20 protein-coding genes are annotated in these 17,717 nt (G+C 64.2%); 12 read left to right on the forward strand and 8 right to left on the reverse strand.

All coding sequences use genetic code 11. The features are described 5' to 3' along the window. Positions 1-10 precede the first annotated feature (10 nt). From argH to lysA, 3 genes are all read left to right on the forward strand, one after another. Positions 11-1,411: an argininosuccinate lyase gene (gene argH, locus AC1DZU_RS28770; RefSeq protein ID WP_477289969.1), complete on the forward strand. Its 1,401-nt coding sequence runs from the start codon at positions 11-13 to the stop codon at positions 1,409-1,411. A 93-nt stretch (positions 1,412-1,504) separates the two neighbouring features. Next, positions 1,505-1,711, forward strand: a complete 207-nt coding sequence (locus AC1DZU_RS28775; RefSeq protein ID WP_477289970.1) for a lipoprotein — start codon at positions 1,505-1,507, stop codon at positions 1,709-1,711. Between the two features lie 68 nt (positions 1,712-1,779). Beyond that, on the forward strand, positions 1,780-3,048 hold the full coding sequence (lysA, locus tag AC1DZU_RS28780) for a diaminopimelate decarboxylase (protein WP_477289971.1): 1,269 nt from the start codon (positions 1,780-1,782) through the stop codon (positions 3,046-3,048). Positions 3,049-3,081: 33 nt separating this feature from the next. Here the strand turns inward: lysA and AC1DZU_RS28785 are convergent, their stop codons facing one another. Continuing rightward, entirely contained in the window at positions 3,082-3,384 is a 303-nt protein-coding gene (locus AC1DZU_RS28785; RefSeq protein WP_477289972.1) for an ArsR/SmtB family transcription factor, read from the reverse strand. A 50-nt stretch (positions 3,385-3,434) separates the two neighbouring features. Between AC1DZU_RS28785 and AC1DZU_RS28790 the strand changes: the two genes are divergently transcribed. From AC1DZU_RS28790 to AC1DZU_RS28800, 3 genes are all read left to right on the forward strand, one after another. Beyond that, positions 3,435-4,376, forward strand: a complete 942-nt coding sequence (locus AC1DZU_RS28790) for a threonine/serine dehydratase (RefSeq protein ID WP_477289973.1) — start codon at positions 3,435-3,437, stop codon at positions 4,374-4,376. A gap of 114 nt (positions 4,377-4,490) precedes the next feature. Continuing rightward, complete coding sequence (locus AC1DZU_RS28795; RefSeq protein WP_477289974.1) at positions 4,491-7,079, forward strand: TIGR02302 family protein; 2,589 nt, start codon at positions 4,491-4,493, stop codon at positions 7,077-7,079. Between the two features lie 54 nt (positions 7,080-7,133). Further along, on the forward strand, positions 7,134-7,505 hold the full coding sequence (locus AC1DZU_RS28800; RefSeq protein WP_477289975.1) for a glyoxalase superfamily protein: 372 nt from the start codon (positions 7,134-7,136) through the stop codon (positions 7,503-7,505). A gap of 32 nt (positions 7,506-7,537) precedes the next feature. On the opposite strand, the gene AC1DZU_RS28805 is transcribed toward AC1DZU_RS28800, so the two are convergent. After that, positions 7,538-8,401, reverse strand: coding sequence for a LysR family transcriptional regulator (locus AC1DZU_RS28805; RefSeq protein ID WP_477289976.1), 864 nt, complete (start codon positions 8,399-8,401; stop codon positions 7,538-7,540). Positions 8,402-8,604: 203 nt separating this feature from the next. Between AC1DZU_RS28805 and AC1DZU_RS28810 the strand changes: the two genes are divergently transcribed. Then, positions 8,605-9,552, forward strand: a complete 948-nt coding sequence (locus AC1DZU_RS28810; protein ID WP_477289977.1) for a DMT family transporter — start codon at positions 8,605-8,607, stop codon at positions 9,550-9,552. Here AC1DZU_RS28810 and AC1DZU_RS28815 read toward each other — a convergent pair whose 3' ends face one another. The 3 genes from AC1DZU_RS28815 to AC1DZU_RS28825 form a co-directional block, all read right to left on the reverse strand. After that, positions 9,553-9,924 carry a response regulator gene (locus tag AC1DZU_RS28815; RefSeq protein WP_477228458.1) on the reverse strand — a complete coding sequence of 124 codons (372 nt, stop codon included), beginning with the start codon at positions 9,922-9,924 and terminating at the stop codon, positions 9,553-9,555. 75 nt (positions 9,925-9,999) lie between these two features. Continuing rightward, the gene (gene hpt, locus AC1DZU_RS28820) at positions 10,000-10,542 is read right to left on the reverse strand and encodes a hypoxanthine phosphoribosyltransferase (RefSeq protein WP_477289978.1); all 543 of its coding nucleotides are present in this window, start codon (positions 10,540-10,542) and stop codon (positions 10,000-10,002) included. 23 nt (positions 10,543-10,565) lie between these two features. After that, positions 10,566-11,210 carry a hypothetical protein gene (locus AC1DZU_RS28825; RefSeq protein WP_477289979.1) on the reverse strand — a complete coding sequence of 215 codons (645 nt, stop codon included), beginning with the start codon at positions 11,208-11,210 and terminating at the stop codon, positions 10,566-10,568. A 192-nt stretch (positions 11,211-11,402) separates the two neighbouring features. Between AC1DZU_RS28825 and ftsE the strand changes: the two genes are divergently transcribed. From ftsE to AC1DZU_RS28840, 3 genes are all read left to right on the forward strand, one after another. Next, positions 11,403-12,062 carry a cell division ATP-binding protein FtsE gene (ftsE, locus tag AC1DZU_RS28830; protein WP_027023302.1) on the forward strand — a complete coding sequence of 220 codons (660 nt, stop codon included), beginning with the start codon at positions 11,403-11,405 and terminating at the stop codon, positions 12,060-12,062. After that, positions 12,055-13,050 (forward strand): cell division protein FtsX, encoded by a 996-nt coding sequence (locus AC1DZU_RS28835; protein WP_477289980.1) that lies wholly within the window; start codon positions 12,055-12,057, stop codon positions 13,048-13,050. Before ftsE ends, AC1DZU_RS28835 begins: the two co-directional genes overlap by 8 nt. Before the next feature lie 133 nt (positions 13,051-13,183). Next, positions 13,184-13,909 (forward strand): YdcF family protein, encoded by a 726-nt coding sequence (locus AC1DZU_RS28840; protein ID WP_477289981.1) that lies wholly within the window; start codon positions 13,184-13,186, stop codon positions 13,907-13,909. A 4-nt stretch (positions 13,910-13,913) separates the two neighbouring features. Here AC1DZU_RS28840 and AC1DZU_RS28845 read toward each other — a convergent pair whose 3' ends face one another. Further along, positions 13,914-14,564, reverse strand: coding sequence for a pyridoxamine 5'-phosphate oxidase family protein (locus AC1DZU_RS28845; protein WP_477289982.1), 651 nt, complete (start codon positions 14,562-14,564; stop codon positions 13,914-13,916). 24 nt (positions 14,565-14,588) lie between these two features. Continuing rightward, positions 14,589-15,059 carry a nuclear transport factor 2 family protein gene (locus AC1DZU_RS28850; protein WP_477289983.1) on the reverse strand — a complete coding sequence of 157 codons (471 nt, stop codon included), beginning with the start codon at positions 15,057-15,059 and terminating at the stop codon, positions 14,589-14,591. A gap of 122 nt (positions 15,060-15,181) precedes the next feature. Here AC1DZU_RS28850 and AC1DZU_RS28855 point away from each other — a divergent pair, with 122 nt between their 5' ends. Together AC1DZU_RS28855 and AC1DZU_RS28860 are read left to right on the forward strand one after the other, a co-directional pair. Next, complete coding sequence (locus AC1DZU_RS28855; RefSeq protein ID WP_477289984.1) at positions 15,182-16,084, forward strand: LysR family transcriptional regulator; 903 nt, start codon at positions 15,182-15,184, stop codon at positions 16,082-16,084. Positions 16,085-16,199: 115 nt separating this feature from the next. Further along, the gene (locus tag AC1DZU_RS28860; RefSeq protein ID WP_477289985.1) at positions 16,200-16,988 is read left to right on the forward strand and encodes a lysophospholipid acyltransferase family protein; all 789 of its coding nucleotides are present in this window, start codon (positions 16,200-16,202) and stop codon (positions 16,986-16,988) included. Positions 16,989-17,006: 18 nt separating this feature from the next. On the opposite strand, the gene AC1DZU_RS28865 is transcribed toward AC1DZU_RS28860, so the two are convergent. Beyond that, positions 17,007-17,633, reverse strand: coding sequence for a LysE family translocator (locus AC1DZU_RS28865; protein WP_477289986.1), 627 nt, complete (start codon positions 17,631-17,633; stop codon positions 17,007-17,009). Positions 17,634-17,717 lie beyond the last annotated feature (84 nt).

The raw sequence follows: 17,717 nt of genomic DNA on the forward strand, positions 1-17,717 counted from the left end.
GGTTATAGCCATGAGCGACAAGAAGACCAGCAACCAGATGTGGGGCGGACGTTTTGCCTCGGGTCCGGCCGCGATCATGGAAGCAATCAACGCGTCGATCTCGTTCGACCGCAAACTCTATGCGCAAGACATCCGAGGCTCGATCGCCCATAGCGAGATGCTGGCGCAAACGGGCATTATTTCGGCGGCCGATCAAGAAAAAATCGCTCACGGGCTGAACACGATTCAGAAAGAGATCGAGGCCGGCACATTCGAGTTCTCGACCCGGCTGGAAGACATTCACATGAATGTCGAGGCTCGCCTCGCCGACCTGATCGGACCGGCGGCCGGCCGCCTGCACACCGCCCGCTCACGCAACGACCAGGTCGCGGTCGACCTGAGACTGTGGGTCAAGGACGAGTGCCTTCGCGTCGCCGGGGCGTTGAAAGGGCTGATCGAGGCGCTGCTGGCACGGGCCGAGGAGCATGCGGCGACGGTGATGCCGGGCTTCACCCATATGCAGGCGGCGCAGCCGGTGACCTTCGGCCATCACTGCATGGCCTATGTCGAAATGTTTGCGCGTGACCTTTCGCGGGTTCGCGACGCGATCGAACGGATGGACGAGAGCCCGCTCGGTGCCGCGGCCCTTGCCGGCACCAGCTTCCCGATCGACCGCCACAGAACCGCCAAGGCACTCGGCTTCCGCGAGCCTATGCGCAATTCGCTGGACAGCGTTTCGGATCGCGATTTCGCGCTTGAGTTCCTCGCCTTGGCGGCAATCTGCGCCACGCATTTGTCGCGGCTCGCCGAGGAGATCATCATCTGGTCGACGCCGCAATTCGGCTTCGTCAGGCTGTCGGACAGCTTTTCCACCGGCTCGTCGATCATGCCGCAGAAGAAGAACCCCGACGCCGCCGAACTGGTGCGCGGCAAGACCGGCCGCGTCACCGGCCATCTGGTCGGCCTGCTGACGGTGATGAAGGGCATGCCTCTGACCTATGGCAAGGACATGCAGGAAGACAAGGAATCGGTGTTCGATGCCGCCGAGACGCTCGACCTGATGCTGGCGGCGATGACCGGCATGGTCTCGGACATGACAATCAACGCAGCGGCGATGAAAAAGGCCGCCGGCTCGGGCCACGCGACCGCCACCGACCTTGCCGACTGGCTGGTGCGCACGCTCGGCTTGCCGTTCCGCGAGGCGCATCATGTCACCGGCCGGGCGGTGGCGCTGGCCGAAGACAAGAAAGTGGGGCTGGAGAAGCTATCGCTGGAAGACCTGCAGTCGATCAATCCCGGCATCACTGCGGATATATTTTCGGTGCTGGCGGTGCAGAACTCGGTGAAGAGCCGCACCAGTTTCGGTGGCACCGCGCCGTCGGAAGTCAGAAGGCAGATCCGCGGCTGGAAAAAGCGCATCGCCAAGGCATGATCCTGGATAGTGCGACCAGCAATATCCGGGGTGCAATGCTCTGAGAACTCGGCTAAAAGCGGCGGCTGGAAAAAGTTTCGGACGGATGGATCGATGACCGGAAGCAGGATTTTGGTGACGCTGACGCTGCTGGTGGCGATTGCGGCCGTCTCGGCCTGCGGCAGGAGGGGCGCCCTCGACTCGCCCTATGAGGCAGCCGTCCAAGCGCGCAAGGATGCCTCAAAGGCGCACCAGCCCGTGCCGCTGGAGCCGGAAAAACCGGTCAAGGACAAGAAGTTCTTCCTCGACCCGCTGATCTAGGCCGATGACACCCGGGTTGGTCGTTTATAACCCGGTCTCATCGTGCTCCAACTTCCGGAACCACTCTCGTGAACCATTTCGACTACCGCGACGGCGTGCTGCATGCCGAAGACGTGGCGATCCCTGATATCGCCGCACAGGTTGGCACGCCGTTCTATTGCTATTCGACGGCCACCTTGACCAGGCACTACCGGGTGTTTGCCCAGGCCTTTGCCGGGCTCGACGCGCTGGTCTGTTACGCCATGAAGGCCAATTCCAACCAGGCGGTGCTGCGAACGCTGGCCAGGCTCGGCGCCGGTGCCGACGTGGTGTCGGAAGGCGAATTGCGGCGGGCGCTGGCCGCCGGCATCCCGGCAAGCAAGATCCTGTTTTCGGGCGTCGGCAAGACCGCGCGCGAAATGGACTTTGCCCTCGCCACCGGCATCCTTTGCTTCAACGTCGAATCCGAGCCGGAACTGGAGCTGTTGTCGGCCCGTGCCGCCGCCCTTGGCAAGGTGGCGCCGATCTCGCTGCGCATCAATCCGGATGTCGACGCCAAGACCCACAAGAAGATTTCCACCGGCAAGGCCGAGAACAAATTCGGCATTCCGTGGCAGCGGGCGCGTCAGGTCTATGCCCGTGCTGCACAGCTGCCGGGCCTCAAGGTCACCGGCATCGACACCCATATCGGCAGCCAGATCACCGAGCTGCAGCCCTTCGACGACGCCTTCGCCCTCCTTGTCGATCTGGTCGGCGCGCTGCGCGCCGACGGCCATGCCATCGAGCATGTCGATCTCGGCGGCGGCCTCGGCATCCCCTACCGTATCGACAACAACCCGCCGCCCTTGCCCGACGCCTATGCCCAGATCGTCAGGAAGCATGTCACCAAGCTGGGGCTCAAGGTGATGTTCGAGCCCGGCCGGCTGATCGTCGGCAATGCCGGCATCCTCGTCTCCGAAGTGATCTTCGTGAAGGAAGGCGACGCCAAGAATTTCCTCGTCGTCGACGCCGCCATGAACGATCTGATCCGGCCGACGCTCTACGACGCCTTCCACGACATAAGGCCGGTGGTGCAGCCGCCGGCCGACACGCCGCGCATGATGGTCGATGTCGTCGGCCCGGTCTGCGAGACCGGCGATTATCTCGGCCTCGACCGTGACCTGGCCAGGCTGAAGGCTGGCGACCTGATTGCCGTTTCCACCGCCGGCGCCTATGGCGCGGTGCAGGCCGGCACCTACAACACCCGCCTGCTGGTGCCCGAGGTGCTGGTCGACGGCGACCGTTTCCACATCGTGCGCCCGCGCCTGACCTATGACGACCTGATCGGGCTGGATTCGGTACCCGACTGGCTAAGGTAGACGCTGCCCTGTCCGAAACGCTGTGCCGGGGCACTACAGCCGGTTCTGGATAAGCGCCCTTGTGTCGGCGATCCTGTCCTCGTCGCGCCGGTAGAACGTCCATTGCTTGATGCGCTTGGCCCGCAGCAGGCCGGCCTGGGTGAGCACGCGCATGTGCTCGCTGAGCGTCGCCTGGGTGATGCCGAGCTTCTCGGCGATCAGCAGCGCGCAAACACCGTCGTCGACCAGATCGCCGTCGGCTTGGCGCGGGAAATGCGCGCGCGGGTCCTTCAGCCAGTCGAGAATCTGCAGCCTGCGTTCGTTGGCGATCGCCTTGAAGACATCAACCTCTTGCATTTAGCCATTTTGCCAAGTTACTAATTGCTGTCAATCCCGAGGAGACGTCGATGAGCAACGGCAACACCGTCACACGCGAACGCATTGCCGCGATGGAACCGCGCATCCGGCCCTATGTGCGCCACACGCCGGTGCTGCGCGTCGACATGGCCGACTTCGACCGCCCGCCGCTGACCGTCGACCTGAAGCTCGAATGCCTGCAGCATTCCGGCTCGTTCAAGGCGCGCGGCGCCTTCACCAACCTGCTGGAGAGAACGGTTCCCAAGGCTGGCGTCGTCGCCGCATCGGGCGGCAACCACGGCGCCGCGGTCGCCTACGCCGCCATGCGGCTCGGCCACAAGGCGACCATCTTCGTTCCAGAGGTGAGTCCGCCGGCCAAACTTGAGCGGATCCGCAGCTACGGCGCTGAGCTCATCGTCGGCGGCGCCCGCTACGCCGAGGCGCTGGCCGCCAGCGAACGCTTCGCCGAGGAAACCGGCGCCTTGCAGATCCATGCCTTCAACCAGGAGGAGACTCTGGTCGGCCAAGGCACGCTCGGGCTGGAAATCGAGAGCGATTTGCCTGAGATCGACACGCTGCTGGTCGCCGTCGGCGGCGGCGGCCTGATTGGCGGCATCGCCGCCTGGTTCGCCGGCCGCATCCGCATCATCGCCATCGAGCCGGAGGGGGCGCCAACGCTTTACCGCGCCTTCGAGGCCGGCCGCCCCGTCGACGCGCCGGCCGAGGGCATCGCCGCCGATTCGCTGGCGCCCAAGCGCGTCGGCGAAATGATGTTCCCGATCGCCGAGGTCTTTGTCGAACGCTCGATCCTGGTTAGCGACGACGACATCGTCGCTGCCCAGAAGGCGCTGTGGAACCGGGTGCGCATCATCTCGGAACCGGGCGGCGCCGCCGCCTTCGCGGCCGTGCTGTCCGGACGGTATGAGCCCGCGCCCGGCGAAAGGGTCGCCGTACTGGTCTGCGGTGCCAACGCGAACCCCGCCACGTTCTGACAGCAACCGGTCCGGCAGCTTCACGTTTTCTCAAACTGCCTCGCCTTTGCCGTGTTTGCTGGTATTCTTCGAGTCGTGAGGATCGGGCTATCCTGCCCGCCCATGGAAGGGCCGATGACGCAACGACCCACCTTCAGCAGCCATCGCGGCCTGGCCCGGCGCCTTGCCTTGAGCCGGCTGGCGACGCGGGTCTCGATGATGGTCGAGCGTGGCTGGCCGTTGCTGCTTCCGCTCGTCATCGTCGCCAGCCTGTTCCTCAGCGTCTCCTGGCTCGGCATCTTCTCTCGCCTGCCGGACATGGGGCGCATCGGCCTGGTTGCCGCATTCGGCGTGGCGGCACTTGCGGCACTCTATCCGCTGCGTTTCTTCCGCATGCCCCGCGCCGCCGAAATCGACCGAAGGATCGAAGCGGCCAATCAATTGCTGCACAGCCCGGTACTGGTGCAGACCGATCGGCCAAGCGGCCGGGAAAGCAGCTTCTCGCAGGCACTGTGGCGCGAACACCAGAAGCGCATGGCCGGAAAGCTGGACAGCCTTGGCGCCGACCTGCCGCGCACGCGTGTGCCGGAGCGCGACCGCTGGGGCCTGCGCGCGGTGGCCGCACTTCTGCTGGTGACTGCCTTTGCCTTCTCCTTCGGACCGAGCGGCGGCAGGATTGTCGACGGGTTCAATGCCCATAGCGTCCACGATGCCGTACCACCGCGCATCGACGCCTGGGTGACGCCGCCGGCCTATACCGGCAAGCCGCCGGTCTTCCTGACCGCCGACGTCAACCAGGCGACGCCGACCTTCATCATTCCCGAAGGCAGCGACGTCTCGCTGCGCGTCACCGGCGGCTCGGGCGAGGAAACGCTCGCCTATGCCGACAAGAACGGCAATTCCCGCGCCATCGACCCCGCCGGCCCGCAGGCTCCCTCGGCCAAGCCGGCGGCAAACCCGGCAACGCCATCCAAGGTCCGGCAGTTCACCGGCAAGCTCACCGGCGACGGCACCCTGACGCTGACGTCGGGCGAGGACCAGCTCGGCCGCTGGGCGTTCTCGGTCATGCCGGACAAGCCGCCGCAGATTCGCTTCGTCGGCGAGCCAAAGCGTGCCGCCAACGGCGCCTTCGAGCTCAACTACCAGATCGACGACGACTATGGCGCCGCCAATGCCAAGGCGGTTTTCGCGCTCGCCGATCCGCAGGCGCCCAATGCACATCCGCTCTATGGTCCGCCTGAAATGCCGCTGTCGCTGCCGCGTCGCGGCGGCAAGTCGAATGCCGCCCGGACGACGAAGGACCTGACCGAACATGTCTGGGCCGGCGGCAGCATCAAGCTGACGCTGGTCGCAACCGACGATGCCGGGCACACGGCGTCGAGCGAAACCAAGACGCTGGTTATGCCGCAGCGGCCTTTCGCCAATCCGCTGGCGCGCGCGGTGATCGAGCAGCGCCGCCTGCTGGCGCTCGACGCCAACGCCAAGCCGCGCGTGCTCGACCTGATGGACGCGATCACGCTGCGGCCCGAGGACACGTTCGACAACATGTCCCACTACCTCGCCATTATGAGCGCCCGCAGCCGGCTGAAGATGGCCGTCAATGACGACCAACTGCGCAGCGAGGTGTCCTATCTCTGGGAAATCGCGCTCGGCATCGAGGAAGGCAATCTCTCGGCCGCGGAAAAGCGGCTGCGCCAGGCGCAGCAGGCCCTGCAGGACGCCATCAAGAACGGCGCCAGCGATGCGGAGATCGAAAAGGCGATGAAGGAACTGCGCGAGGCGATGAACCAGTTCCTGCAGGAATTCGCCGAACGCGCCAAGCAGAATCCCAACGCACCGCAGATGCAGCAGAACGGCCAGGAACTGCGCCAAAGCGATATCGACCGCATGATGGACCAGATCGAGAACCTGGCGAAGTCGGGCGATCGCGACAAGGCGCAGCAATTGCTGTCGCAACTGCAGGACATGATGAACAACCTCCAGGCTGGCCGTCAGCAGCAAGGCGGCCAGCAGGACAGCGAGATGCGCCAGCAGATGGACAAGCTCGGCGAGATCCTGCGGCGCCAGCAGGAGATGATGAACGACACCTTCCGCATGGACCAGATGCAGCGCGGCGAGCGCCAGCGCGGGCAGAACCGCGAAGAGCAACTCGGCCAGGACGGTGAGCAAGGTCAATCGGGCGAAAACGGCAAGCCCGGCGAGGATGGCCAGCAGAAGCCGATGACACCGCAGGAATTCGCCGATGCGCTGAAACAGCTGCAGCAGGGCCAGGGCCAGTTGAAAAGCGACCTCGAGCAGCTGAAGAAGGGGCTCGAAGGCATGGGCATGGAGCCCAATGAGGGATTCGGCGAGGCCGGCAAATCCATGGGCAATGCCGAACAGGCGCTCGGCGAAGGCGACGGCGATCAGGCGGTCGGCCACCAGGGCCGGGCGCTGGAAGCGCTGCGCAAGGGCGCCAAGGACATGATGAAGCAGATGCAGGCCATGCAGGGCGATCAGGGCGGCAGCGAGGAAGGTGGCCGCCAGCAGAACGCCGACCGTGACCCGCTGGGCCGGCCACGTGCCAGCCAGGGCCCTGATTTCGGCGATTCAGTGAAAGTGCCCGACGAGATCGACGTGCAGCGCGCCCGCCAGATTCTGGAAGCGATCCGCAAGCGGCTCGGCAACGCGCTCAGCCCCGACATCGAACGCAGCTATCTGGAACGCCTGCTCGAGCTGAAATAGGGATCGCCGCCCGCTTCCAACCTCACCCGAAGACACTCGAACGGTTGCAACACCATGCCGAAACTTGGCGCCGTCACGCCCATCCTGCGCATCTTCGACATTGCCAAGGCGCGTGAATTCTATGTCGGCTTCCTTGGTTTCAAGGTGCAATGGGAGCATCGCTTCGACGACAACGCGCCGCTCTATATGGCGGTCGACCGCGACGGCTGCGTGCTGCATCTGAGCGAACATCACGGCGACGGCGCGCCTGGCATTGCCGTGCGCATCAAGGTCGAGGACATCGCCGCACTTCATCGCGAGCTGATCGGCAAAAACTACCGCTTCGCCAGGCCAGGCCTGGAGGAGACGCCGTGGAAATCCCGCGAAATATCGGTCGCCGATCCGTTCGGCAACCGGCTGCATTTCTACGAGGAAGCGGCCGCCTGAGTCCCAACACCGCTGCACATGGACGACAGGCACTAAATCTGCCTGTTGACGAACGCCTCGCGGATTGCCTCTTGCATGCCGTCGATCGCCTCACCCGAGGCATTCGGGTTGCGGTGCATCACCACATTCGAGGAATCGATGTCGCCGAACCCGTCCGCCGACGTCAGTTCGCGACAGCCGGCCGGAATGTTGCTGCGCGAGATCGGCGCGATCGCCAGTCCGGAGGTGACGGCGAGCTTCAAGCCGCCAGTGGTGTCGCTCGTATAGGCGACGCGATAGGCAAGACCGCGCTGCTCCAGTGATTTGACGGCAAAATCCTTGCACCAGCCGGCCCGGTTGTAGAGCGCGATCGGCACCGGCCGCTCCTCATGCATGTGATGCAGCGTCGATGTCACCCATACGGTCGGATCGTGCATCAGCACTTCGCCGCCGGCAGGATCCTGCCATTCGAAAACCACGCACAGATCGAGTTCGCCGGCGGCGAGCGCCGCCATCTGCGCCCCCGAATGCGCATAGCGCACGGTGACCTCGACCTGTGTGTGGCGCTTCGAAAAGGCGCCGAGCGCGCGCGACAGGATGGCATGGCCATATTCCTCCGGAATGCCGATGCGCACCGGCCCGCCAAGCGGCGCCGCCGCCATCGACGCCGCCGTCTCGTCGAGCAGCGAAACGATGCGGCGAGCGTTGACGATGAGTTCGCCGCCGCGCCGCGTCAACACGACCCCGCGCGAACCGCGCTCGAACAGGCTGTCGCCGATCAGGTCCTCGAGCTTCTTCATTTGCATCGACACCGCCGACTGGGTGCGGCCGGCCTGCTCTGCCGCCCTGGTGAAATTGCCGGCTTCGGCAATAGCCACGAAGGTGCGCAGGAGGTCGCTGTCGAGGGTCGGTCGCATGAAATCCGCCATAAGCAAATTTGATCGCTGATATCATTCCAATTCGTTTGCAACATGTCAAACGCCGAACGATAGTCGCCTCACCCATTGGATATGCGGCTGCCAAAATCGGCCGCGGACCAATTCGAAGAGTCCTCACTCATGCCCGCTGCCCGAAACGGTGGCGGGTTCTTTTTCGCTTGCAGGGAGAGCCCCGAAGGCACATGCAGAACCGGATGGTGCTTGGCATCCTGAGCCTATGTCTTGGCGTGCTGGTTTTCTCGCTGCAGGACCCGCTCGTCAAAGCCGTGTCGAGCGGCTATCCGGTGACCGAGGTGATGGCGATCCGCTCGATCGTCGCCTTGCCGATCCTGATTGTTCTCGTCCATGTCGATGTCGGCTTGCCTGCGATCCTGTCGAGACGATTCGGCATGCTGACGATGCGCGCCTTCATCCAGTTCACCTCCTATACGGTGTACTATCTGGCTATCGCCGCCTTGCCGCTGGCCGACGCCGTGGCGCTCTATTTCATGGCGCCGCTGTTCATCATGGTGCTGGCCGGTCCGTATCTTGGCGAGCGCGTCTCGTGGCAGACGCTGGCGACGGTGCTGATCGGGCTGTTCGGCGTCCTCGTGATGCTGCGCCCGGGCGCGGGTCTCTTCGACTGGGCAGCGCTGCTGTCATTGGGTTCGGCGGCGCTCTACGGCTTTTCGCAGTTGATGGCCCGCAAGATCGGCGATACCGAATCGTCCACCGTCATGGCCTTCTATCAGAACGGCGCCTATCTGGTCGGCGCCGCCGTGGTTGCCGGCGCGTTTCACCTGGCCGGCGTCACCCACGCCGTCCACCCGAGCCTGGAATTCCTGGTGCGGCCCTGGCTCTCGCCGACACTGCCTGATTTTCTCAAGATGGCGGCCTGCGGTTTCGTCGCCTCCGCCGGCATGATCCTGCTGTCGCAGGCCTACCGGATGGCACCGGCCAACCGCGTTGCCACCTTCGAATACACCGGCATCCTTTGGTCGCCGCTGTGGGGCTTCCTGTTCTTCGCCGAGGTGCCACGGTCGACGACCGTGATCGGCGCTGCTCTGATCATCGGCGCCGGCCTGCTGGCGCTCAACTTCGAACGTCGCAAGAGCGCTTCGCCCGTGCTCGCTGCAGCCGATCCAGCCTGATCAGGCGAAGCAGATCAGCGCCCTTTCCACCCGGGAGCGGATTTCGGCCAGCGTAAACGGCTTCTGCACGACATCGAGGATAACGCCGTTCAGTTCCTCGGCGCGCTCGCGCTGGTCGGCATAGCCGGTCATCAGCATGATCTTCATCGACGGGAAGAGGGCCGCCGCCGCAATCGCCATCTCGATGCCGTCCATCTCCGGCATGCGGATGTCGGAGACGACGAGATCATAGCCGCCATTGGCTGCTCGGATCAGCGAAAGGCCTTGCGCGCCGTCCGCAGCGATATCGATTGTGTGTCCGGCGCGTTCAAGCGCGCGGGCGGCCAGGGTGCGAACGGACTCATCGTCCTCGACGATTAGAAGCTTTGCCATGGCAGGCATATTTGGCTGCGAAAAGTTGACTTTTTCTGAAGGCGCCAGGGGTCGACAAGCCTTTTTGGAAGTCGCTTACACGTCGCCTTTGACGACACCGACAAACGGCAATTCGCGAAAGGCATGTGCAACGTCCATGCCGTAGCCGACGACGAAATAGTCGGGACAGTCGAAGCCGACATAGTCGGCGCTGAGTGAGGTCTGGCGGCGCATGCGCTTGTCGAGCAGCACGGCGATGGCGCAGCTTTTGGCGCCGCGCGACAGCATCAGGTCGCGGGTGAAGCTCAGCGTCTTGCCCGATTCGAGAATGTCGTCGATCAACAGCACGTCGCGCCCGGCGACCTCATTGTCGATGTCGCGCAGCACCCTCACCTCGCCACTGGTCGTGCCGGCGCCGTAGCTGGAAATGAAGATGAATTCGACCTCCGGCGACAGGCCGACATCATGCATGGCGCGGATCAGGTCGGCGGCGAAGATGAACGAGCCCTTCAGCACCGAAATCACCAGCAGATCATGGTAGTCGTGGCCGGCGATCTCCTTGGCGAGCTCTAGATTGCGCCGTGCGATCGCTGATGCCGAAAACAGCACCTCGATGTCCTTGCCGCGTACGATTGGCATTGGTGGTCTTCCCCGGTAATCGCCTATTGGGTGAAAGTGACCAAAACGGTTCTTACGCCGTTCTTAGGCACGTCGAGCCGGCTGGCAAAGCCGAATCTTTCGCCTGACGCCAGCGCCCGACCGGATGTCCCCAACGTATAGCGCGTCGTGCGCCCGTCATTGCCGGTCACCCGGATTTCGAGCGGCGGCAGCGGTGCCGGTTTCGCTCCGTCATTGCCGGCCTCGCCATCGACGAACAGCACTGGATTCGGCCCGGAGGTGTCGACGCGTGAGGTGACGCCTGAAATGCTCAACGCCGACGCCTGCGCACCGGACCGGAGCGGCGCCTGGCGCAACAGCGCATGCCCTCCGGAGACCCAGAAGGCTGCCAAGGCGGCGCCAATGCCGGCGATCCAGAAGATCGGCCCGCCGCGTGAAGCCGGTGGCCGCTCCGCCGGGGCCTCGGGCTTGCGCAGCATGTCCATTCCCTCGATGGGCGGCGTGACGATCGCGCGCGGCAGCGGCGAGACGCTTTCCGAGGCCGGGACAAGGCGCGGCATCACCACATAGTCGGCATCGACGATGTCGGACGCTGGAGCGCGCATGAACCGGTCCGTTGCGGCAATTGCCGCCGGATCGGTCATGATTTCGCCGGAAACCGGGCGCGCGGTTCTATCGTCAGCCATCATGGCCCCAGCATTGCAGCAGGTGTTCGCTTTTCGTTTCTTTTGCGTAAACACAAATGGTTAACGCTTCCCCACCGGAGCCCTCGTGAAGAGCCGAAAAAGCCCAAGAATTAACCGCCGGTTAACCATGCCGGCCGATGGTCATTACCCAGAACAGGCTGGCTCGCTGCCGCCGCGAATTTCAGGTCGCCGAAATTGATTCGCTTCGAAAATGTCGGCCTCCGCTATGGCATGGGTCCGGAAATCCTCCGTGACATCTCCCTGCACATTCCGGAGCGCTCCTTCCAGTTCCTGAGCGGGCCTTCGGGTGCCGGCAAGACAACCTTGCTGCGCCTGCTGTTCATGTCGTTGAAGCCGACGCGCGGGCTGATCACCATTTTCGGCAAGGACCGCTCGCGCATCTCGCGCGCTGAACTGCCGCATCTGAGGCGCCGCATCGGCGTGGTGTTCCAGGACTTTCGCTTGCTCGACCATATGACCACCTACGAGAACGTGGCGTTGCCACTGCGCGTGCGCGGGCGCGAGGAGGCGAGCTACCGCACCGATGTCACCGAGCTCTTGAAATGGGTCGGACTGGGCGAGCGCATGCATGTGCTGCCGCCGGTCCTGTCCGGCGGGGAGAAGCAGCGCGCCGCGATCGCACGTGCGCTGATCGAGCAGCCGGAGATCCTGCTGGCCGACGAGCCGACCGGCAATGTCGATCCGCCGCTGGCGCGACGCCTGCTGCGACTGTTCATCGAGCTCAACCGTCTCGGCACCGCCGTGGTGATCGCGACCCACGACCTTGGCCTGATGGAACAGGTCGACGCGCGCCGCATGATCCTGGCCGGCGGAAGGCTGGACATCTATGACTGAGCTGTCTGCCGAACATCTTGAACACCAGGAGCAGGACGCCGAGGCGACCGAAGCGAGGCCGCGTGCCCAGCGTAGGATGGCGCCGATCGTGCCGGCACAGAACATTGCCGGCCGGGCACTGGTGCTGGTCATTGCCATCATGACCTTCCTGTCCTGCCTGACCTTCGGCGCGGTGACGCTGGTGCGTGACACCGCCTCGGTCTGGGAGAACCAAATCTCGCGCGAGGCGACGATCCAGATCAAGCCGGTCGACGGCCTCGACATGGAAGCCGCCCTTGCCCAGGCCTCGCAGATGGCCAGCGAGTTTCCTGGCGTGAAGGCGACCCGGATCATCGATCGCGACGCGACCGCGAGGCTCTTGGAGCCGTGGCTGGGCTCCGGCCTCAACATCGATGAACTGCCGGTGCCGCGCCTGATCATCGTCACCATCGACGAGAGCAGCCCGCCCGATTTCGCCGCCATGCGCGCCGCGATCACGCCAAAATTGCCAAGCGCATCGCTCGACGATCACCGCACCTGGGTCGACCGGCTGGTGGCCATGGCCCGCACCACTGTGACCATCGGTATCGCCGTGCTGGCGCTGATGCTGTCGGCGACCGTGCTGACCGTGGTGTTCGCGACGCGCGGCGCCATGGCAGGCAATGGCCACATCATCGAGGTGCTGCATTTCGTCGGCGCCGAGGCGAGCTTCATCGCGCGTGAATTCCGCAGGCATTTCCTGGTTACCGGCATGAAGGGTGCCGCCGCCGGCGGAGCCGCGGCTGTGCTCGTGTTCATCGTCTTTTCCTGGTGGTCGTCGCGCAACATGGCGACGCCGCAGGCCGACCAGGCGACCGCGCTGTTCGGCAATTTCGCAATCGGCTCGGCAGGCTATCTCGGCGTCTTTCTCATGGTGCTGGTGATCGGCGCACTGACGGCGGCAACCTCGCACGCCACCGTCGTCGCCTATCTCAGCGACATCGAGGTTCGCCAGCCGGATGCCGGCTAATTCACGTCGCTTGGAAGCAGAGACCAGTTCGAGGCAATGACATCGATAGAAACAGGATGATCACGGATGGAGAATTGGCGTAACGCAAAGTGCGTCTTTCTACTACCCAAAGTCACATTTGGGGATTAACCATATGGCGATGGACGCGCGGCAAACGACCGGGACGGCTGGGCAGATGCCAGTGGTGGTTGCCCATTTGCGCGACCACGGCAAGCTCAGCCGCCTAAAAGCTGCTCTGCGCCTGTCCGCGCTTTCCCTGCTCATACTCGCAACTCTGTTTGCCGGCGGCTTTGGGTGGTTCGCCAACAAGGTCAGCCACCTGACGACGCCCGCCAATCCGGCCAAGGCCGACGCGATCATCGTTTTGACCGGCGGCCAGTCCCGCCTTGACGCCGCGATGGATCTGCTGGCGTCCGGCAAGGGCGAGCGGCTGTTGATCAGCGGCGTGCATCCTTCCGCCAGCCGCCGCCAGCTGCAGGCGGCGATCGGGGGCGACAAGCGCTTGTTCTCCTGTTGCGTCGATATCGACCGCGCCGCGCTGGACACGATCGGCAATGCCGAGGAGAGCGCCAAATGGGTGGAGAGCCATGCCTACGGCACGGTGATCCTGGTTACCAACAACTATCATATGCCGCGCAGCCTGCTGGAAATGGGCCGGCTGCTGCATGGCGCCAAACTCGAACCGTATCCCGTGGTCAACACCAACCTCGACAATGGCAGCTGGCTGACCAAGCCGCGCGCATTGCGCGTGCTGTTCACCGAATACAATAAATATCTGCTGGCGCTGGCGCGCGGCATCGTGCCGATGAAGCCGACGCCGGACGGCATCGCACTGGCCGAGACCGCGGCCGGCGGCTGAACCATCATTCCCCGGTGGCTGCGCCCGCCCCGGCGGCAGCGCCTGAAATCCCCTTGAGGCGCGCTATCTCCTGTTCGAGGCGCTCGATACGCCTGTCCCGTTCACCAAGCGCCGCTGCCACGTCCGCCGCCTCGAACCGCTGCGGGATATGTTGCGGGCAATTGGAGTCCCAGGCCGAGACCGTGAACAGGATGACCTGCTCGGGACGCGCCTTGTAGTCCTGCGGCATCAGCCTCGCCATCAGCTCGGCATCGTTCTCGACGACGCGGGCCGTGCCCCAGATCTTGATGCGTTGCCGGTGGGCATAGTCGATCAGGAACAGGAAGGCCTTCGGATTGTCGGCCAGGTTGCCCTGCGTGATGAACTGCCTGTTGCCGGAGAAATCCGCAAAGCCGATCGTGTGTTGATCCAGCACCTTGAGAAACCCGGCGGGTCCACCTCGATGCTGGATATAGGGCTGGCCATCGCCATTGGCCGTCGACAGAAAGACGCTGGTCTGCATCTCGATGAAGGCGGCAAGGTCGGGCGTGATATCAGCCTGCCACCCCCCACGCTCCTCGACGCGGGCATAGGACTGGCGTGAGCCCTTGCGGGCCTGGATCGCCTTGACGGTCGGTGTGAAGGCGACGTCGCTGGTGAAAGCATGAGCATTCATGAAAGCCTCCTTGCCCGAACGACCCTAAAACCCAAGCTCCGACAATGACGGGTGGTCGTCCGGGCGCCGGCCGAGCGGCCAGTGATATTTGCGATCCGCCGCGCCGATCGGCAGGTCGTTGATGCTGGCGATGCGCAGGCGCATCAGCCCGTGTTCGTCGAATTCCCAGTTCTCGTTGCCATAGCTGCGGAACCATGAGCCGCTGTCGTCGTGCCATTCATAGGCGAAGCGCACGGCGATGCGGTTGCCGTGGAAGGCCCAGACCTCCTTGATCAACCGATAGTCGAGTTCGCGGCTCCATTTGCGCGTCAGGAAAGCCTGGATGGCATCGCGGCCTTGCAGGAATTCGGCGCGGTTGCGCCAGCGGCTATCTGTTGTGTAGGCAAGCGCCACCCGGGCCGGATCGCACGAATTCCAGGCATCCTCGGCCATGCGCGCCTTCTGCGCGGCGGTCTCGGCTGTGAACGGCGGCAGCGGCGGCCGGCTTTCGGACATGGTAGCTCCTTGCTCGTTGAGGCCACGCTGCAGGCAGGCCAAGAATCCTCATATAAAGCCTTCCATCCTTCAAATGCAGATGACATATTCGCAATCCGTCCTTCCATTTTCTGGAAGAAGCTATGGATCGTCTCGAAGCCATGTCGCTCTTTGTCGCTGCGGTGGAGGCCGGCAGCCTTTCCGCCGCGGCCCGCCGTTTCGGCATTCCGCTGGCGACAGTCAGCCGCAAGGTTTCCGATCTCGAACGACATCTGAACACACGCCTGTTGAACCGCTCGACGCGCCGGCTGACGCCGACCGATGCCGGCCAGGCCTATCTTGCCGCCTGCCGCCGCATCCTCGACGATGTCGGTGAGGCCGAACGCACGGCGGCCGGCGAATACAGCGCTCCGACCGGCGAACTGGCCATCACCGCGCCGGTCGTCTTTGGCCGCCTGCACGTGCTGCCGGTCGTCACCGGTTTTCTCGCGGCCTATCCCGACGTGAACATTCGCCTGACGCTGGCCGACCGCATAACCCAGCTGGTTGAGGACCATTTCGATCTCGCCATTCGCATCGGCCAGTTGCCTGATTCGAGCTTGGTCGCCATTGCTGTCGGCTCGATCCGCCGCATCGCTTGTGCGAGCCCGGCCTATCTGGCCGAGCATGGCACGCCTATGACCCCGCAGGATCTGGAAACACACAGTTGCATCACCTTCGAGGGACTTGCTTCTGCCGCCACCTGGAGCTTCGCCCAGGGCAGGACGGAAGTCCCGGTTCAGGTCCGCTCGCGGCTTCAGGTCAACACCGCCGAGGCGGCCATCGACGCCGCGATTGCCGGCATCGGGGTGACAAAAGTGCTTTCCTACCAGATCGAAGCCGCGCTGCGGTCAGGCGCGCTGCGCATCCTGCTGCAGGAGTTCGAGCCTGAACCATGGCCGGTAAGCCTGGTGCATGCCGGCCACGGCCTGCTGCCGGTCAAGCTGCGGGCCTTTCTCGATTTCGCTGCCCCGCGTCTGAAGGAGCGGCTGGCGCGATTGACGTAGCTGAAACGAGCCGCCCGACCATCGTTCTCCTTCGCTCGTCAGAGCGGCTCGCGGCCATTTCCTTTTTCGCCGCGCTTGGTGTAACCAACGCACACCTCTCACCGGGCCTCCCTCCATGCTGTATGTCCGATCGCTGGCGTTCAATTTCGTCTTCTACGTCAATCTGATCGTCCAGATGATCCTCTGGACCCCCTACTATTTCCTGTCGCCCCGTCACCGCGCCTGGTTCGTGCCGAAATTCTGGTCACGCACGTGCATGTGGCTCTATGACAAGATTGCCGGGACCAAGAGCGACATCACCGGCCTGGAAAACCTGCCCGAGGGTTCTTTCATCCTGGCGCCCAAGCATCAATCGTTCTGGGACGCGATCGCCTTCTTCCCGTTCCTCCAGGATCCGCTCTACATCCTCAAGCGCGAACTGACCTGGATCCCGTTCTTCGGCTGGTACATCATGAAGATGCGCATGATCCCGGTCGACCGCGGCAGCCGCTCGAAAGCGTTGAAGGCGGTGGTCGCCGCCACCAGGCAGGAAATGGCGCGCAACCCACGCCAGCTGATCATCTATCCCGAGGGGACGCGCCGCGCGCCGGGCGACGAACCGGCCTACAAATACGGCATCGTCGAAATCTATTCGCAGCTTGGCGTTCCGGTGGTGCCGGTCGCCCATGTCGCCGGTCTCTACTGGCCGCGGCGCAAATTCCTGCGCTACCCCGGCACGATCAAGGCGCGGTTCCTACCGCCGATCCCGCCCGGCTTGGGCAAGGACGAATTCATGGCCCGGCTGATCGGTGAGACGGAGGCTGCCTGTGACCAGCTTCTCATCGAGGCATCCCGCACTCCCAACCCGCCGGCCTTGCCCTCGACCGCGGTGAACCGGTTGCGGGAACTCGGCGCGAAAGCCTGAAAAGCTCCGAGCCAACAATCAGCCGAACACGGCCAGCGCGGTGGTCAACACAAGCGCCGCGGCAAAGACCAGATTGATGATCCGCGAGGCCGCAGGCCTGCGCAGGAAGCGGGCGAACGCCGCCCCTGCGACGAGCCACAAAGCGTGGATGGCGACGATCATCAGCGTCAGAACGGTCAGCTTGAGCCACAGGCCAATATCGTCGGCGCTTTGGCTCGACGAAGCGCCGGCGAACACGGCGGCGATCGCCACATAGGCTTTTGGGTTGGCGACAGCCAGCAAAAACCCGGCCAGCCATGTCGGGCGCGTAGCCTCGGCCGCGCGCGCCGCCAATGGCGGAGCCGTGGCGATCTTGAACGCGAGATAGAGAATATAGGCGCCGGACGCGAAAGCCAGCAGCGGTGCCAGCTTCGGCACCGACGTGAGCACCGCCATGACCCCTGTGGCCACCACCAGCAGCACGGCGATCGTGCCGAGGACGATCCCCCAGGCGTACCGCAATGAATCACGCAAGCCGAAGGCAGCTCCGACGGCGGTGACGCTTATCGTTGCCGGCCCCGGGCTGCCCATGACGACAGTGGCGGCAAGCACCAGCGCGAACAGCTGGCGCCAAAGATCCGGCTGTGAAGCGAAAAATTCGGCCATCTCACCCTCTGTCTTGCCCCGTGCGAAGGACGGTATGGCAAGACAGGAGGTTGGTATTGGACGTTCGTGCGAGCAGCGGCCGCC

Source organism: Mesorhizobium sp. P2_A12 (assembly GCF_056405075.1).

Coding starts and splice junctions, on each gene's coding strand:
- AC1DZU_RS28835 (WP_477289980.1), top strand. CDS start 12,055: ATGACTGAGCTGTCTGCCGAACATCTTGAACACCAGGAGCAGGACGCC.
- AC1DZU_RS28850 (WP_477289983.1), bottom strand. CDS start 15,059: ATGTCCGAAAGCCGGCCGCCGCTGCCGCCGTTCACAGCCGAGACCGCC.
- AC1DZU_RS28815 (WP_477228458.1), bottom strand. CDS start 9,924: ATGGCAAAGCTTCTAATCGTCGAGGACGATGAGTCCGTTCGCACCCTG.
- AC1DZU_RS28855 (WP_477289984.1), top strand. CDS start 15,182: ATGGATCGTCTCGAAGCCATGTCGCTCTTTGTCGCTGCGGTGGAGGCC.
- AC1DZU_RS28825 (WP_477289979.1), bottom strand. CDS start 11,210: ATGATGGCTGACGATAGAACCGCGCGCCCGGTTTCCGGCGAAATCATG.
- AC1DZU_RS28785 (WP_477289972.1), bottom strand. CDS start 3,384: ATGCAAGAGGTTGATGTCTTCAAGGCGATCGCCAACGAACGCAGGCTG.
- AC1DZU_RS28840 (WP_477289981.1), top strand. CDS start 13,184: ATGGCGATGGACGCGCGGCAAACGACCGGGACGGCTGGGCAGATGCCA.
- AC1DZU_RS28805 (WP_477289976.1), bottom strand. CDS start 8,401: ATGCGACCGACCCTCGACAGCGACCTCCTGCGCACCTTCGTGGCTATT.
- AC1DZU_RS28865 (WP_477289986.1), bottom strand. CDS start 17,633: ATGGCCGAATTTTTCGCTTCACAGCCGGATCTTTGGCGCCAGCTGTTC.
- argH (WP_477289969.1), top strand. CDS start 11: ATGAGCGACAAGAAGACCAGCAACCAGATGTGGGGCGGACGTTTTGCC.
- AC1DZU_RS28790 (WP_477289973.1), top strand. CDS start 3,435: ATGAGCAACGGCAACACCGTCACACGCGAACGCATTGCCGCGATGGAA.
- AC1DZU_RS28800 (WP_477289975.1), top strand. CDS start 7,134: ATGCCGAAACTTGGCGCCGTCACGCCCATCCTGCGCATCTTCGACATT.
- AC1DZU_RS28860 (WP_477289985.1), top strand. CDS start 16,200: ATGCTGTATGTCCGATCGCTGGCGTTCAATTTCGTCTTCTACGTCAAT.
- AC1DZU_RS28810 (WP_477289977.1), top strand. CDS start 8,605: ATGCAGAACCGGATGGTGCTTGGCATCCTGAGCCTATGTCTTGGCGTG.
- hpt (WP_477289978.1), bottom strand. CDS start 10,542: ATGCCAATCGTACGCGGCAAGGACATCGAGGTGCTGTTTTCGGCATCA.
- AC1DZU_RS28795 (WP_477289974.1), top strand. CDS start 4,491: ATGACGCAACGACCCACCTTCAGCAGCCATCGCGGCCTGGCCCGGCGC.
- AC1DZU_RS28775 (WP_477289970.1), top strand. CDS start 1,505: ATGACCGGAAGCAGGATTTTGGTGACGCTGACGCTGCTGGTGGCGATT.
- AC1DZU_RS28845 (WP_477289982.1), bottom strand. CDS start 14,564: ATGAATGCTCATGCTTTCACCAGCGACGTCGCCTTCACACCGACCGTC.